The organism is Pseudomonas sp. MF6394, from assembly GCF_002018845.1.
Classification (GTDB): domain Bacteria; phylum Pseudomonadota; class Gammaproteobacteria; order Pseudomonadales; family Pseudomonadaceae; genus Aquipseudomonas; species Aquipseudomonas lactis.
The window spans coordinates 1-13,584 of the sequence record NZ_MVOJ01000042.1 but is presented as its reverse complement, the minus strand read 5'-3'; the positions used below and the strand labels follow the sequence as shown (position 1 = coordinate 13,584).

Sequence of the window (13,584 nt, the reverse complement as noted above, 5' to 3'; positions counted from 1 at the left end):
CGGAACCCCGCAGTCCATGAATACAGTGCCCCCGACGTCCCGCCCGCAACTGGTCTACCTGGTCTTCGGCGCCGACACCTACCATCAGGAAGCCGTATTCAGCATCGCCAGCGCACTGGCGTTCCTGCAGGACACCCCGGACGCGAACATCGACATCCAGGTATTTAGCGACAACCCCGAGCCCTATCGCCTGTTGCCGGTGCGCGTGCGCCCATTGGACGAGGCCACCCGCAAGCGCTGGAGCGAGCCTCACGGCTATCACTTTCGCACCAAACACGTGGTGCTGCGCCAAGTGCTGCAAGAATCCCCGGTGGCGCTGCTGATCGACACCGACACTTTCTTCCATCATTCGCCCATGGCCCTGTTCGAACGCGTACAGCCCGGCACCCTGTTGTGCAACGCCTTCTACACCAAGTACGGCGACAACCACGAAAGCATCCTGTACACCGCCCTGCGCCAGCGCCTGCTGGACATGGGCGTGGCTGACGATGACATGATGACCCTCAACTCCGGCGTCATGGGCCTGACCCAACAGGATGCGCACATCCTCGACCGCTCCATCGAGTTGATGGATGAACTGTTTCCCCATGCCCAGGGCGCCTACACCCTGGAAGAGTTCTGCCTGTCCATCGCCGCTTACCGCACCGTGAAGGTGCGCGATTGCCCGGACCTGATCCATCATTACTGGAGCCGCAAACAGCTGTTCCGGGCCAAGGTCAAGGCGTGGATCGCCAAGCACGCCAGCGCGCCCACCAGTGCGCAAGCCCTGGCCGATACGCGCCAGGTCTCCTCGCACCTGCCGCGCCCGCCGCGTTTGCAGCGTTTGATGTACAAGCTGATCACCCTGCTGCTGCCCAAGCATCAGCAACAGTTCATCCGCGAGATTCTTTACGGCTGCTACGAACACGAAAACGAGTTCGACCAGGCGTGCGGCCCGGTCTGGTGGGACAAGGCCCGACAAAACCAGGAAGAACGCCAGAAGCGCCCGCTTGATGCCCACCAGCTGGAACACTGGTTCGCCAACCCCGTGGTGCGTTTGATTCTGGGTGAGCGCCGCGCCGCGATCCAGGAACACCTGCTGAACGCTCCCGCGAAGTAAGACCGCCCTCCAATGCGCGTGCCAGAGCTTCTCTTTCTGTGGGCAGCGTCGTAACCTCAGGGTATGCCCGTCCTCTTCAAGCTGTTGACCGCTGTGCTGTTTTCTTGCCTGAGCCTGGCCGCTCATGGCGAGAAGCTGCGCATTGTCACCGAACCCTGGGCGCCCTATGTCTACGAAGACAACGGCACCATGGCCGGCCTGGATTACGAAACCACCCTGATCGTGTTCCAGCGCCTGGGGGTGCAGGTGCAATGGCAGTTCCTGCCCTGGAAGCGCTGCCTGGCGATGCTCGAGCAGGGCCACGCCGACGGCGCGCTGGATATTTTCCACAGCCAAGAGCGCGACGCCTTGCTGCTCTATCCCAGCGAGCCGTTGTCGGAAGTCGAATTTGTCTTGTTCTATGCCAACGACCGCCCCCACCCCGCCGCCACCCTCGACGACCTGCGCGGCCTGACAGTTGGCGTTTCCCCCGGCTACCTCTATGGCGACGCGTTCAGTGGGTCCAACACCTTCGAGCGTGAACCTGCGCCCAGCCATGAGGCCAATTTTGGCAAGCTCATGCTGGGGCGCGTCGATATGGTGGTGACTGACCGGCGCGTGGGGCACTACGTGATCAAGGCGCTGGGCCTGGAAGGTAAGGTCAGCCAGGCGTCGGTGGTGGTCAGTCGCCAGCAGCAATTTCTTGCGGTACGTCGTGGCGCAGGCATGGACCTGCTGGTGCAACGCTTTGCCGCCGAGCTCAAGCGCTTCAAGCAAGAGCCGGCCTATGCCACCTTGAGTGCTAAATATGGCCGGATGCACGAGCAAACGGCCCCCATACCGGCCCCCGAACACGCCGTTGAGCAGCAGGAAAGCAGCGCGCAGTGATTGCTCTGTTATACTGCGGCCTTTCCGCCAGGCTTACGCCCGGCCGCTCGGGTCTTGAAAACGGCACCCAACCCAGCTACTGCGCAGCTTTGCGGCCCGCGCGAGCCGGTGGAGTGCCCGCCAGACACAGCAGGACCGGACGGGGTTGCGCTCCCCTAAGCGCCATTCACGCCCGGCAAGATTATCCCTTTGGGCCAAGCCCTAACTAAAACAGGATTACTCATGTCCTTTGCTTCCCTCGGTCTCTCCGAGGCTTTAGTCCGCGCCATCGAGGCAGCGGGCTATACCGAGCCTACTCCGGTGCAACAGCGGGCCATTCCCGCCGTGTTGCAAGGTCGCGACCTGATGGTCGCGGCTCAGACAGGTACTGGTAAAACCGGCGGTTTCGCCCTCCCGATCCTGGAGCGGTTGTTTCCCAACGGTCACCCGGACAAATCCCAACGTCACGGCCCGCGCCAACCGCGTGTACTGGTCCTGACCCCAACCCGCGAACTCGCAGCCCAAGTGCACGACAGCTTCAAGCTGTATGCCCGCGACTTGAAGTTCGTCAGCGCCTGCATCTTCGGCGGCGTCGGCATGAACCCACAGGTTCAGGCCATGTCCCGTGGCGTCGACGTGCTGGTGGCCTGCCCGGGTCGCTTGCTCGACCTGTGCGGCCAAGGCAGCGTCGATTTGTCCCACGTGGAAATCCTCGTGCTGGACGAAGCCGACCGCATGCTCGACATGGGCTTTGTCCATGACGTGAAAAAGGTCCTCGCCCGCCTGCCGGCCAAACGTCAGAACCTGCTGTTTTCGGCAACGTTCTCCCAGGACATCACCGCCCTGGCTGGCAAGCTGCTGCACAACCCCGAGCGCATCGAAGTCACGCCACCGAACACCACGGTCGAGCGTATCGAGCAACGCGTGTTCCGCCTGGCAGCCAGCCACAAGCGCTCGCTGCTGGCGCACCTGATCACCCACGGTGCCTGGGAACAGGTGCTGGTGTTCACCCGCACCAAGCACGGCGCCAACCGCCTGGCCGAGTACCTGGACAAGCACGGCCTCACCGCCGTTGCCATCCACGGCAACAAGAGCCAGAACGCACGCACCAAAGCCCTGGCCGACTTCAAGGCCGGTACTGTGCGTATCCTGGTCGCTACCGATATCGCCGCACGCGGCCTGGATATCGACCAGTTGCCACACGTGGTCAACTTCGAGCTGCCAAACGTCGATGAAGACTATGTGCACCGTATCGGACGTACGGGCCGTGCCGGTCGTTCGGGCGAGGCCATTTCGTTGGTCGCGCCGGACGAAGAAAAACTGCTGAAAAGCATCGAACGCATGACCAAGCAGAAAATCGCCGACGGCGACCTGATGGGCTTCGATGCCAGCGCCGTGGAGGCCGAGAAGCCAGAAGCGCGCGAACGCCCAGACGTGCGTAACCCACGCAACCCACGCGGCCCCAAAGGCGATGGCCCGAACGGCGGCGGTGGTGGCGGTGGTCGTCGCGACAAAGGCAAGGACAAGGGCAAGGAAAAATCCGCGACCAGCAGCCGTGGCGAACGCCCGGCCCGTGAGCAGAAGCCCCGTGAAGGTACCCCGGCCCGCGAACAGCGCCAGCCGAGCCAGCCACCACGCGCCGCGGCCGACCGCGCCCCGGACGAGTTCCTTGACGACGATATCGATAACTTCGGTAACCGCGTCGACTACGTGCCCCAAGCCAAACCGGCCCAGGGCCGTGGCCGTCGTCCAGGGGCTCCGGCCCAGGGCGCAGGCGCTCCACGTAGCGGCCAGCCACAGGGCGGTCGCCAGAACGCCCCGCGCAACAGCAGCGGCGGCACCACCGGTACCCCGCCTGCCAAGCGCAGCGGCCCGCGTAATGGCGCACCGCGTGACGGCCAGGCCCGTCGCGAAGACTCGCGCAGCAACAACCGCCGCCCGGCCCGTGACGATCAGCCTCGCTCGTCCGAGCCTGCGGTACAAAACCCGCGTGGTGGCCCGGCGCCGAAGATCATCCACAAGGAGTCGAAAGCGGATCGCTTCCCGACACCTGAGCAGTTGGACCAACTGCCAGGCCGTCCTCGTGGTGAGAAACCAGCGCTGTTGACTCGCAACCGCTGATTTTCTGTGGGAGCTGGCTTGCCTGCGATGGCATCAACCCGGTGCACCTGATGTACCGAGGTGCCTGCATCGCAGGCAAGCCAGCTCCCACATTGACTGCATTTCAGACACAAAAAAACCGGATCTCAGAATCCGGTTTTTTTGTGTACAGGCAGAAATTACTTCTGCTTCACGCCTTCCAGCGAGATGTCCAAGTCGACAGTCTGCGAAGTCGGGCCTGGGCCTTTCACGCCGAAGTCGTTCAAGTCAATCGTGGTCTTGGCGTTGAAGCCGGCACGTTCGCCGCCCCATGGATCCTTGCCTTCACCGTTGAAGGTAGCCTTGAAGGTCACAGGCTTGGTCACACCGTGGAACGTCAGGTCGCCAGTCACATCAGCTGTCTTTTCGCCAGTGGATTTGACGGCGGTAGACACGAACTTGGCATCGGCAAATTTGGCCACATCGATGAAGTCTTTGCTGGCGATGTGCTTGTCACGTTCTGCGTGGTTGGACCACAGGCTGGCGGTTTTCACGTCGACCGCGATTTTGCTGGCTTCAGGCTTGGCTGCGTCCCAGCTGAAGGTGCCATCCCAGTCCTTGAAGGTACCGTGGATGTAGCTGTAGCCCAGGTGGCTGATTTTCCAATCGATAAAGGCGTGTTGGCCTTCTTTATCGATCTTGTAGTCAGCGGCCATCGCCGAACCTGCGGACAGCAGGGCAGAACCGATTGCCAGCGCAGCGAGTGTTTTTTTCAACATGCTTTCTATTCCTTGTGAGTCGAGGTTGAACATCAGGCTTTGCGTCCCAGCATTCGCGTAAGGGTCGCATCACGATCGATAAAGTGGTGTTTCAGTGCCGCCACGCCGTGCAAGCCGGCGAAGACCACCAACACCCAGGCCAGGTACAGGTGCACCCAACCGGCGGTATCTGCCTGGTCCGGTAGACCGGAAACCACGGCAGGAATTTCAAACAGACCAAACACCGGGATACCGACACCGTCTGCGGTGGAAATCAGGTAACCGGCAATCATCACGGCAAACAGCCCAACATAAAGGAATGCGTGCCCAAATGCGGCACCGATCCGCGTCATGCGGCTATAGCTGGTCAGCGGTGGTGGCGGCGGGCTGACCAGGCGCCAGACGATCCGCACCAGCATGATGGCGAACAGCGTGATGCCAATGCTCTTGTGCAAGTCGGGCGCATCTTTGCGCCAGGCGCTGTAGTAATCGAGACCGACCATCCACAAGCCCAAGGCAAATAAACCGAACACCACCAGGGCGACGCCCCAGTGCAGAACCATGCTGACCCAACCATAGCGGGCCGGCGAATTGCGTAGCTGCATGTACTTAATCCCGTAAGAACTGTGCCCAAGACTAGCGCTTTACCTATCGAATTAAAGCGGAAAATTTTGCTTTGAAATATCGAGAAATACGATAAAGAGGCTATGCATAATAAATTAACAAGGGATTAAGACTATTCCCAAGAAACGTGACAGACCGTCCTGCATTTACCGCGAATTTCCCCACAATGGCTTGTGAGCCAAGCCACCATTGCATAGGCTTGCGCGATTGTTTCGCCCGCGCAGGCAGCGGGACCGCTTCGAGGAGATCACCGATGGGCTTGAACAACCAGTGGATGCAACGCGACCTCGCGGTGCTGTGGCATCCCTGCACCCAGATGAAAGACCACCAGCAACTGCCGCTGGTGCCCATCAAACGCGGTGAAGGCGTATGGCTGGAAGACTTCGAAGGCAAGCGCTACCTCGACGCCGTCAGTTCCTGGTGGGTCAACGTATTCGGCCACGCCAACCCGCGTATCAACCAGCGCATAAAGGACCAGGTCGACCAGCTGGAACACGTGATCCTCGCCGGCTTCAGCCATCAGCCGGTGATCGAGCTGTCCGAGCGCCTGGTCGCGATGACGCCCGAAGGGCTGACCCGCTGCTTCTACGCCGATAACGGTTCGTCCTGCATCGAAGTGGCGCTGAAGATGAGCTTTCACTACTGGCTCAACCGCGGTCAGCCGAATAAAAAGCGCTTCGTCACCCTCACCAACAGTTACCACGGCGAAACCATCGCCGCGATGTCGGTGGGTGACGTGCCGCTGTTTACCGAGACCTACAAGGCGCTGCTGCTCGACACGATCAAGGTGCCGAGCCCGGACTGCTACCTGCGCCCCGAAGGCATGAGCTGGGAAGAACACTCGCGCAACATGTTTCTGGCCATGGAACAGACCCTGGCCGAGCACCACGACACCGTTGCCGCCGTGATTGTCGAGCCGCTGATCCAGGGCGCCGGTGGCATGCGCATGTACCACCCGGTGTACCTCAAGCTGCTGCGCGAAGCCTGTGACCGCTATGGCGTGCATTTGATCCACGACGAAATCGCCGTGGGCTTTGGCCGCACCGGCAGCATGTTCGCCTGTGAACAAGCCGGCATCCGCCCGGACTTCCTGTGCCTGTCCAAGGCCCTTACCGGCGGTTACCTGCCGCTGGCCGCCGTGGTCACCACCGAAGAGGTCTACAGCGCCTTCTACGACGATTACCCCACCTTGCGCGCCTTCCTGCACTCCCACAGCTACACCGGCAACCCGCTGGCCTGTGCGGCGGCGTTGGCGACGCTGGATATCTTTGAAGAAGACAACGTCATCGAGAACAACAAGGCCCTGGCCCAGCGCATGGCCACCGCCACCGCGCACTTGGTGGACCACCCTCACGTATCCGAAGTGCGCCAGACCGGCATGGTGCTGGCCATCGAGATGGTGCAGGACAAAGCCACCAAGGCCGCCTACCCGTGGCAGGAGCGCCGTGGTTTGAAGGTTTTCGAGCACGCGTTGGAACGTGGTGCGTTGTTGCGGCCGTTGGGCAGCGTGGTGTATTTCCTGCCGCCGTATGTGATTACACCCGAACAGATCGACTTTCTGGCCGAAGTAGCCAGCGAAGGCATCGATATCGCCACTAACAGCAAGGTCAGTGTGGCGGTGCCCAAAGATTTTCACCCAGGCTTCCGTGATCCGGGTTGATTGCCCAAATCCTTGTAGGAGCGAGCTTGCTCGCGAAGGCATTCCAGGCGCACCGCTGCGTCGGATGTACATTTTTCGCGAGCAAGAACTAGGCGTCCCCCTCGCTCCTACATAACCCTCTGCAGAGAACAGAAATGAGACTGTCCCGCTTTTTCACCGACACCCCGCTGAGCCTCGGTGATCACGAATTGCCCGAAGCCCAGGCGCATTACATCAGCCGTGTGTTGCGCATGACTGAGGGCGATGCCGTGCAATTGTTCGACGGCTCTGGCCAGGAATTTCGTGGCACCTTGCTGGAAGTCGGTAAAAAACGCGTCACCGTGCAACTCACGGAAAGCTTTGCCGGCCAGGCCGAATCTCCCCTGCATATTCACCTCGGCCAGGGCCTGTCCCGGGGCGAGCGCATGGATTGGGCGATCCAGAAAGCCACTGAATTGGGCGTCAACGCGATCACACCGATCTTCAGCGACCGCTGCGAAGTACGCCTCAAGGACGAACGCGCCGACAAGCGTTTGCTGCACTGGCGCCAGGTAGCAATCAGCGCGTGCGAGCAATGTGGGCGTTCAACGGTGCCGGTGATTCACCCACCGCTCTTGCTGGCAGACTGGCTCAAGCAAACCGAGGCGGACTTGAAGCTGGTGCTGCACCCGGTGGCAGAGCCGATGATCAGCCACGCCAAGCCCTCCAGCCTGGCGTTCTTGATCGGCCCCGAAGGTGGGCTGACCGACAATGAAGTCGAGACCGCCCAGGGCGCCGGTTACCACGCCGCCCGCCTCGGCCCGCGGGTGTTGCGTACCGAGACCGCGCCCGTCGTCGCATTATCCGTCGCCCAACAACTCTGGGGCGACTTCTAACCTCACCCTGTAAACCCAAATCAACTGTGGGAGCTGGCCTGCCTGCTCCCACCGTTTTATCGGGTTACCCCAGGCTTACTCCACTGGGTCACTCACTGGCTTGGCGATGATCGCCTTCAACTCGCTGGTCATCGGGAACTCCAGGTTCAAGCCCTTGGGCGGAATCGGCTGCTCGAACCAGCGTTGGTAAATCCCGTTGATCTCTCCCGAGCGGTACAGATCGCCCAGGGTTTGGTTGACCACCGCCAGAAACTGCGGGTCATCCTTGCGCACCATGCAGCTGTAGATTTCCCGTGATTGCTCCTCGCCCACCACCACCCAATGATGCGGGTCCCTGGCCTTGGCGCGCTCGCCGTAGAGCAATGCGTCGTCCATATAGAACGCTACGGCCCGGCCAGTCTCGAGCATCTTGAACGCTTCGCCATGGTCCTTGGCACTGATCACGAACATATTGGCTTTGTGTTCAGCGTTATAACTTTTGAGGAAGCGCTCATTGGTGGTGCCGGCGGTGGTCACCACATTCTTGCCCGCAAGGTCGGCAAAGCCTTTGATCCCGCTGTCCTTGGCCGTGAGCAACTGGCCCTTTACGTAGATAAACCCGTAGGAGAACGCCACCTGCTTCTGCCGTTCAGCCGTCACGCCGGTGGAGCCGCACTCCAAATCCACAGTGCCGTTCTGCACCAGTGGGATCCGGGTTTGGGACGTCACCAGGTTGTACTTCACCTTGAGGTCGCCCACTGCGGTTTTCTGCTGGATACGCTCGACAATCTTGTTTGCCAGATCCACCGAGTAACCCATCGGTTTGCCACTGCTATCCCCCACGTAGGAAAACGGCACCGACGCATCGCGATAGCCCAGGGTGATGGACTTGGCGCTGGCGATCTTGCTCAACGTGCCCTCCAGCGGCGCTTCGGTTGCATGGGCCTGTGCGCTCAACAAAAGCCCCAGCGCGCAGCCGGTCAACAGGATCTTTTTCATTGTTATTCTCCGTTGGTCTTTGAGGTTATTTACGTACTGCTATCACGCTGATTTCCACCAGCACATTCGGTCGTGCCAGTTCTGCCTGCAGGGTGGTGCGCGTGGGCGCCATGCCTGGCGAGAGCCATGCGGACCAGACTTCATTCATCGGTGCAAAACCGGTACCGATGTCCTTCAGGTAAATCGTCGCGTTGAGTAAATGGTCCTTATCGCTGCCCGCCTCGGCCAGCAGCGTGTCGATCCTGGCCAGCACTTCGCGGGTCTGGGTGGCCACATCCAGGCCGTCGCCGGGGACCTGGCCCGAAAGAAACACCAGGTCCTTGAACGTCACGGCACCGCTGAGTCGTTCGTTGCTATTAATTCGGGTGATGGTCATGGCTGCATCCTCAAGCGGCGCGGGGCGTCAGGCCCTGCATATCAATGGAAGGGGTGCGCTGGTCGATCAACTCGGCCAATAGTTGGCCGCTGCCGCAGGCCAGGGTAAAGCCAAGGGCACCGTGGCCCAGGTTCAGCCACAGGTTGCGATAGCGGCTGGCACCAATCAGCGGCACGCCCGTTGGCGTGGCCGGGCGCATGCCAGCCCATTCGAGCGCGTGTGCGTAGTCAGCTGCATGGGGAAATGTCTCTACTGCCTGGCGCTTCATCAACGCCAGACGCGAAGGCTCAAGGCCGGCATCAAATCCCACAATATCCACCATGGCCGCGACCCGAAGTTGCTCACCGAGACGCGCGTAGACGATCTTGCGGTCGTAGTCGGTGATGCTCACGTTCGGCGCCTGGTGTTGCGGGCCAATCGGCACGCTCAGGCTGTAGCCCTTGAGCGGATATACGGGCAGTGACAGCCCCGGCAGTGCCAACTCAGCGCTGCGATAACCGGCCGCGAGCACCAACTGCTCGACCGGCATTACCTCGTCACCCAGTTCGATGGCCTGTACCGCACCGCCAGCATGGCGCAACCCGGTGACCTTGCGCCCGAGCAAGAACCGGCAACGCCCCGACGCGTCAAGACGGGCCGCCAACTGCCGGCAAAAAGCGTGGCAATCCCCCACCTCCTCATTCGGCGTATAGATGCCACCGACAAAGCCACCGTCCGCCAATGCGGGCTCCAGGCGAGCGCACTCAACAGACGACAACACCTGTTGCTGCAGGAAATTTGTGACCTTGGCGCGCGCATGTTCAAAGGTGCTGGCGCTGCGAAACATCACCAGCTTGCCATTGCGCCGCCAGTCGAAGCCGCCCAGGCGATCATCCTCGCGCCACTGCTGTAACGTGCTCTGACTCAGGGTAGCCAGGCGCAGAAGATGGGCACCGTTACGCCGGTTGACCGAACCCCGGCACGCGCCGATAAAGGCCGCCATCCAGCGCCATTGCTGTGGGTCGAGGCGGGGTCGCAACTTCAAGGGCGAGTCGCCCCGCAGCAACCACCCGATTGCCTGCAAGGGCACGCCCGCGTCGGCCAGCGGCGCAACATAACGATAAGACAGTTGCCCACCGTTGGCGAAACTGGTTTCGCTGCCCAAGGTGCCACGGGCATCGATCAGTGTGACCTCATGGCCAGCCCGCACCAACGCATAAGCGCTGGCCAAGCCGATAACCCCACCGCCGATGATGCAAACCTGCCTGGCCATCCCAGCCCCCAACCGTTGATTAAGAGCGCTCAGCGTAGAGCCAGGTGACAGGTCACCGACAATGAATAAAGATGGCTCACCTATAAACAAAGGTTATGGGACTCGCCATGCGCTTGCGTCATATCGAAATCTTCCAGGCCATCCGTCAGACCGGCTCCATCAGTGCCGCCGCGCAGTTGCTGCACGTCTCGCAACCGGCGGTGACCAAAGTGCTGCAGCACGCCGAGCTGCAGTTGGGCTTTGCGTTATTCCTGCGGGTACGGGGTAAATTGCAACCCACCCCGGAAGCCCTGGCGCTGGAACGCGAAGTCGAGAAAGTCAGCGCAAGCCTGCAAGGCGTGCGGCGCCTGGCGAAAAGTTTGCGCCGCGAACCGGGACAAAGCATTCGCATCGGCGCAATCCCGGCGCTGGCGCTGGCGCTGCTACCGCCGGCGGTCCTGGAATGGAAGCGCGATTACCCGGACATTGCCTGTGAACTGTCCAGTGACCATAGCCACGAGCTGGTGCAAAAGCTGTTGATGCGCGAGATCGACCTGGCGCTGACGCTCAACTTTTCCGGGCATCCGGGGCTTACCACTCAAGTACTGGCCAACGGCGTGCTGGTGGCATTGGCGTCCAAAGGCTATTGGCCGGACGCCGAACAGCATCAGCCCCTGCCGTTGGCCGAACTGGCCGGTGCGCCCTTGATCGGCCTCTCCAGCGCTGACCCTCTGGCCGCCAAGCTGGAGAGTTATCTGGAAAGCGTCGACCCGCCACCACGAGTGACGATCTCGGTGCAGACCTACTCACTGGCCCGCGCGATGGTCGAATCCGGCGCGGGCCTGACCGTGATCGATCCGTTCACAGCATTGGGTGCTTCAACGGCCACCACCCATATCCGAACGCTCACCCCGCCGCTGCCGATTACCCTCTACGCGCTGACCCGTGCCAACGAACCTCCACCGCATATGCTGGCCAAGCTGCTAGAGATTTTTGGTAGCCGCGCCCAGGTGTTACTGGAACGCCTTTAAGTGTGGGAGCCGGGCTTGCCCCCTCCCACAATCAGAGCACGTAATGCATGATCGCCACGAAATGCAGCAGGCTGCCGCCAATCACAAACAAATGCCAGATGCCATGGGAATGGCGCAAGCGATCCTCCAGGGCAAAAAAGATAATGCCTACGGTGTACAGCACCCCACCGGACGCCAACCAGATAAAACCGGCCGTGCCCAGCGCCGCCATCAGTGGCTTGACCGCCACCAGGACGATCCAGCCCATCACGGCGTAGATCACGATGGACAGAATCCGCGCCTCCGAGCGTGGCTTGATCTCCTGCAGGATGCCGATCACCGCCAGCCCCCACACAATCCCGAACAGCGTCCAGCCCCACGGCCCGCGCAGGGTCACCAGGCAGAACGGTGTGTAGCTGCCGGCGATCAACAGGTAAATGGAAAAGTGATCGACCTTCTGCATGATCGCTTTTCGCCGGCCCCGCACGCTGTGGTACACCGTTGACGCGCTGTACAGCACCATCAGGGTAAAGCCATAAATCGCCACGCTGACGATCTTCCAGGGGCTGCCGTCCAGGCTCGCCACCACCAACATCCACACGGCGCCAATACAGGCCGCGACTGCACCGAGCAAATGGCTCCAGGCGTTGAATCGTTCCCCGTGGTACATCTGTCACTGACCTCCCGTCACCCTCAAGAACAGGCGGACAAGCGTCCAGCCTTGCGCATCAGAGTGCAAGCGGCACGTGACGTTCCGGCGACGACGGCGGCGTTTACGGGCACAATCGAGCGCAATCGAACAAGAGCCCACGGCCATGCTGATCGACGAAGAATTCACCCTCAAGAAACTGGAGATCTTCCTGGCGTTCATGCGCACCGGCAACCTGGCCCGCGCCGCCGCCGAGCTGCAAACCAGCAATGTCAGCGTGCACCGCGCCATCCACTCCCTGGAAAATGCCCTGCGCTGCCCGCTGTTCAAACACGAAGGGCGCAACCTCACCCCGCTGGAAAGCGCCTACGTGCTCGAAGAGCGTGCGCAGAAACTGGTGGCTGATGTGGTCGACAGCGTGCGCCTGACCCGCGAAGCCGCTGGGTTCTCGGCCGAACGTTTCAAGCTCGGCTCGCTGTATTCGCTCACGGTCAAGACCGTGCCGCAATTGATCATGGGCCTGAAAATCCGGCGCAGCGAACTCAATATCGACCTGATCCTGGGCTCCAACTTCGACCTGCTCTACAAGCTCAAGAACATGGAAGTGGACGCGATCCTCATCTCCCTCGACGAACACGCCCACGACCCCGACTGTGAGCAGATCGCGCTGTTCAGCGATGACATCTTCCTCGCCACCCCGGCCGACTCGCCCCTGGACCGCAATCAGGAAATCGACCTGGCCGACGTGCGCGATGCCACCTTCATCACCCTCACCCAGGGCTTCGCCACGCATCAGGACGGCAACCGAGTGTTCCATCAGGCAGGGTTCGAACCGAAGGTGGCGATGCAGGTGAACGATATCTTCACCTTGCTGAGCATGGTCAGCTCAGGGGTGGGTTATGCGCTGCTGCCCGGGCGGATCGCGGCGGTGTATGAGAACCGCGTGAAGCTGATACCGCTGCAGCCCAGGTATCGGTTGCAGCAGCAGATCGGTGTGGTGTTTTTGAAAGCCAAAGAGCGCGATCCGAACTTGCTGGCGTTGTTGGCGGAGTGTCGGATGTATGCCAATCGCCAGGTTTGAGGCCGCCATCGCACAACTTCGGCACGACGCTAAACCTGTGGCGAGGGAGCTTGCTCCCGTGACGATTAGACAGCCGATGCCAATCTACCAGACACCCCACGATCCAACTGTGGGAGCTGGCTTGCCTGCGAAGACGGCCTAACAGTCAACACAGCTGGATTGTGTACATATCCATTCCTGCGGTAACGGCTACTTAGGGTTCCGCCCTGACGTGAACTGCCCCCCGAATGTTGGACACCTGCCCCCTCGGGAGAGTGTTCCATGACGAAATACAACCTAGCGCTCAAGCAATCATTGATTGAAGAGTGCCTGTCTGCCAGTAGTGTTCATGAGGTGGCC

General features: G+C 61.1%; 13 protein-coding genes. 7 read left to right on the top strand and 6 right to left on the bottom strand.

Translation table 11 applies throughout. The features are described from left to right. The first annotated feature begins 16 nt into the window (after positions 1–16). The 3 genes from MF6394_RS29595 (at position 17) to MF6394_RS29585 (ending at position 4,066) form a co-directional block, all read left to right on the top strand. Positions 17–1,099 carry a hypothetical protein gene (locus MF6394_RS29595; protein ID WP_078468105.1) on the top strand — a complete coding sequence of 361 codons (1,083 nt, stop codon included), beginning with the start codon at positions 17–19 and terminating at the stop codon, positions 1,097–1,099. 63 nt (positions 1,100–1,162) lie between these two features. After that, positions 1,163–1,966 (top strand): substrate-binding periplasmic protein, encoded by an 804-nt coding sequence (locus MF6394_RS29590; protein WP_044271885.1) that lies wholly within the window; start codon positions 1,163–1,165, stop codon positions 1,964–1,966. A 222-nt stretch (positions 1,967–2,188) separates the two neighbouring features. Further along, complete coding sequence (locus MF6394_RS29585; protein WP_044271888.1) at positions 2,189–4,066, top strand: DEAD/DEAH box helicase; 1,878 nt, start codon at positions 2,189–2,191, stop codon at positions 4,064–4,066. A gap of 158 nt (positions 4,067–4,224) precedes the next feature. Here the strand turns inward: MF6394_RS29585 and MF6394_RS29580 are convergent, their stop codons facing one another. Together MF6394_RS29580 and MF6394_RS29575 are read right to left on the bottom strand one after the other, a co-directional pair. Further along, on the bottom strand, positions 4,225–4,803 hold the full coding sequence (locus MF6394_RS29580) for a YceI family protein (protein WP_032894782.1): 579 nt from the start codon (positions 4,801–4,803) through the stop codon (positions 4,225–4,227). Positions 4,804–4,835: 32 nt separating this feature from the next. Beyond that, positions 4,836–5,387 (bottom strand): cytochrome b, encoded by a 552-nt coding sequence (locus MF6394_RS29575; protein WP_032894779.1) that lies wholly within the window; start codon positions 5,385–5,387, stop codon positions 4,836–4,838. 272 nt (positions 5,388–5,659) lie between these two features. Here MF6394_RS29575 and MF6394_RS29570 point away from each other — a divergent pair, with 272 nt between their 5' ends. Together MF6394_RS29570 and MF6394_RS29565 are read left to right on the top strand one after the other, a co-directional pair. Next, positions 5,660–7,066: an adenosylmethionine--8-amino-7-oxononanoate transaminase gene (locus MF6394_RS29570; RefSeq protein ID WP_034128920.1), complete on the top strand. Its 1,407-nt coding sequence runs from the start codon at positions 5,660–5,662 to the stop codon at positions 7,064–7,066. 134 nt (positions 7,067–7,200) lie between these two features. After that, positions 7,201–7,920, top strand: coding sequence for a 16S rRNA (uracil(1498)-N(3))-methyltransferase (locus MF6394_RS29565; protein WP_044271891.1), 720 nt, complete (start codon positions 7,201–7,203; stop codon positions 7,918–7,920). 75 nt (positions 7,921–7,995) lie between these two features. On the opposite strand, the gene MF6394_RS29560 is transcribed toward MF6394_RS29565, so the two are convergent. The 3 genes from MF6394_RS29560 to MF6394_RS29550 are packed head-to-tail and all read right to left on the bottom strand — an operon-like array spanning position 7,996 to position 10,526. Further along, complete coding sequence (locus MF6394_RS29560; protein ID WP_078468104.1) at positions 7,996–8,898, bottom strand: transporter substrate-binding domain-containing protein; 903 nt, start codon at positions 8,896–8,898, stop codon at positions 7,996–7,998. A 25-nt stretch (positions 8,899–8,923) separates the two neighbouring features. Next, positions 8,924–9,274: a RidA family protein gene (locus MF6394_RS29555; protein ID WP_044271895.1), complete on the bottom strand. Its 351-nt coding sequence runs from the start codon at positions 9,272–9,274 to the stop codon at positions 8,924–8,926. Between the two features lie 10 nt (positions 9,275–9,284). Further along, complete coding sequence (locus MF6394_RS29550) at positions 9,285–10,526, bottom strand: D-amino acid dehydrogenase (protein ID WP_078468103.1); 1,242 nt, start codon at positions 10,524–10,526, stop codon at positions 9,285–9,287. Positions 10,527–10,633: 107 nt separating this feature from the next. Between MF6394_RS29550 and MF6394_RS29545 the strand changes: the two genes are divergently transcribed. Further along, positions 10,634–11,536 (top strand): LysR family transcriptional regulator, encoded by a 903-nt coding sequence (locus tag MF6394_RS29545; protein ID WP_044272113.1) that lies wholly within the window; start codon positions 10,634–10,636, stop codon positions 11,534–11,536. 31 nt (positions 11,537–11,567) lie between these two features. On the opposite strand, the gene trhA is transcribed toward MF6394_RS29545, so the two are convergent. Beyond that, positions 11,568–12,185 (bottom strand): PAQR family membrane homeostasis protein TrhA, encoded by a 618-nt coding sequence (trhA, locus tag MF6394_RS29540; RefSeq protein ID WP_003195019.1) that lies wholly within the window; start codon positions 12,183–12,185, stop codon positions 11,568–11,570. 145 nt (positions 12,186–12,330) lie between these two features. Here trhA and MF6394_RS29535 point away from each other — a divergent pair, with 145 nt between their 5' ends. Further along, positions 12,331–13,245, top strand: coding sequence for a LysR family transcriptional regulator (locus tag MF6394_RS29535; protein WP_032894764.1), 915 nt, complete (start codon positions 12,331–12,333; stop codon positions 13,243–13,245). The last annotated feature ends 339 nt before the right edge of the window (positions 13,246–13,584 follow it).

Excerpts from the sequence above, each read along its gene's own strand:
- MF6394_RS29535 (WP_032894764.1), top strand. The coding sequence starts at position 12,331 with ATGCTGATCGACGAAGAATTCACCCTCAAGAAACTGGAGATCTTCCTG.
- MF6394_RS29595 (WP_078468105.1), top strand. The coding sequence starts at position 17 with ATGAATACAGTGCCCCCGACGTCCCGCCCGCAACTGGTCTACCTGGTC.
- MF6394_RS29550 (WP_078468103.1), bottom strand. The coding sequence starts at position 10,526 with ATGGCCAGGCAGGTTTGCATCATCGGCGGTGGGGTTATCGGCTTGGCC.
- MF6394_RS29565 (WP_044271891.1), top strand. The coding sequence starts at position 7,201 with ATGAGACTGTCCCGCTTTTTCACCGACACCCCGCTGAGCCTCGGTGAT.
- MF6394_RS29575 (WP_032894779.1), bottom strand. The coding sequence starts at position 5,387 with ATGCAGCTACGCAATTCGCCGGCCCGCTATGGTTGGGTCAGCATGGTT.
- MF6394_RS29570 (WP_034128920.1), top strand. The coding sequence starts at position 5,660 with ATGGGCTTGAACAACCAGTGGATGCAACGCGACCTCGCGGTGCTGTGG.
- MF6394_RS29590 (WP_044271885.1), top strand. The coding sequence starts at position 1,163 with ATGCCCGTCCTCTTCAAGCTGTTGACCGCTGTGCTGTTTTCTTGCCTG.
- MF6394_RS29545 (WP_044272113.1), top strand. The coding sequence starts at position 10,634 with ATGCGCTTGCGTCATATCGAAATCTTCCAGGCCATCCGTCAGACCGGC.
- MF6394_RS29555 (WP_044271895.1), bottom strand. The coding sequence starts at position 9,274 with ATGACCATCACCCGAATTAATAGCAACGAACGACTCAGCGGTGCCGTG.
- MF6394_RS29560 (WP_078468104.1), bottom strand. The coding sequence starts at position 8,898 with ATGAAAAAGATCCTGTTGACCGGCTGCGCGCTGGGGCTTTTGTTGAGC.
- trhA (WP_003195019.1), bottom strand. The coding sequence starts at position 12,185 with ATGTACCACGGGGAACGATTCAACGCCTGGAGCCATTTGCTCGGTGCA.
- MF6394_RS29580 (WP_032894782.1), bottom strand. The coding sequence starts at position 4,803 with ATGTTGAAAAAAACACTCGCTGCGCTGGCAATCGGTTCTGCCCTGCTG.
- MF6394_RS29585 (WP_044271888.1), top strand. The coding sequence starts at position 2,189 with ATGTCCTTTGCTTCCCTCGGTCTCTCCGAGGCTTTAGTCCGCGCCATC.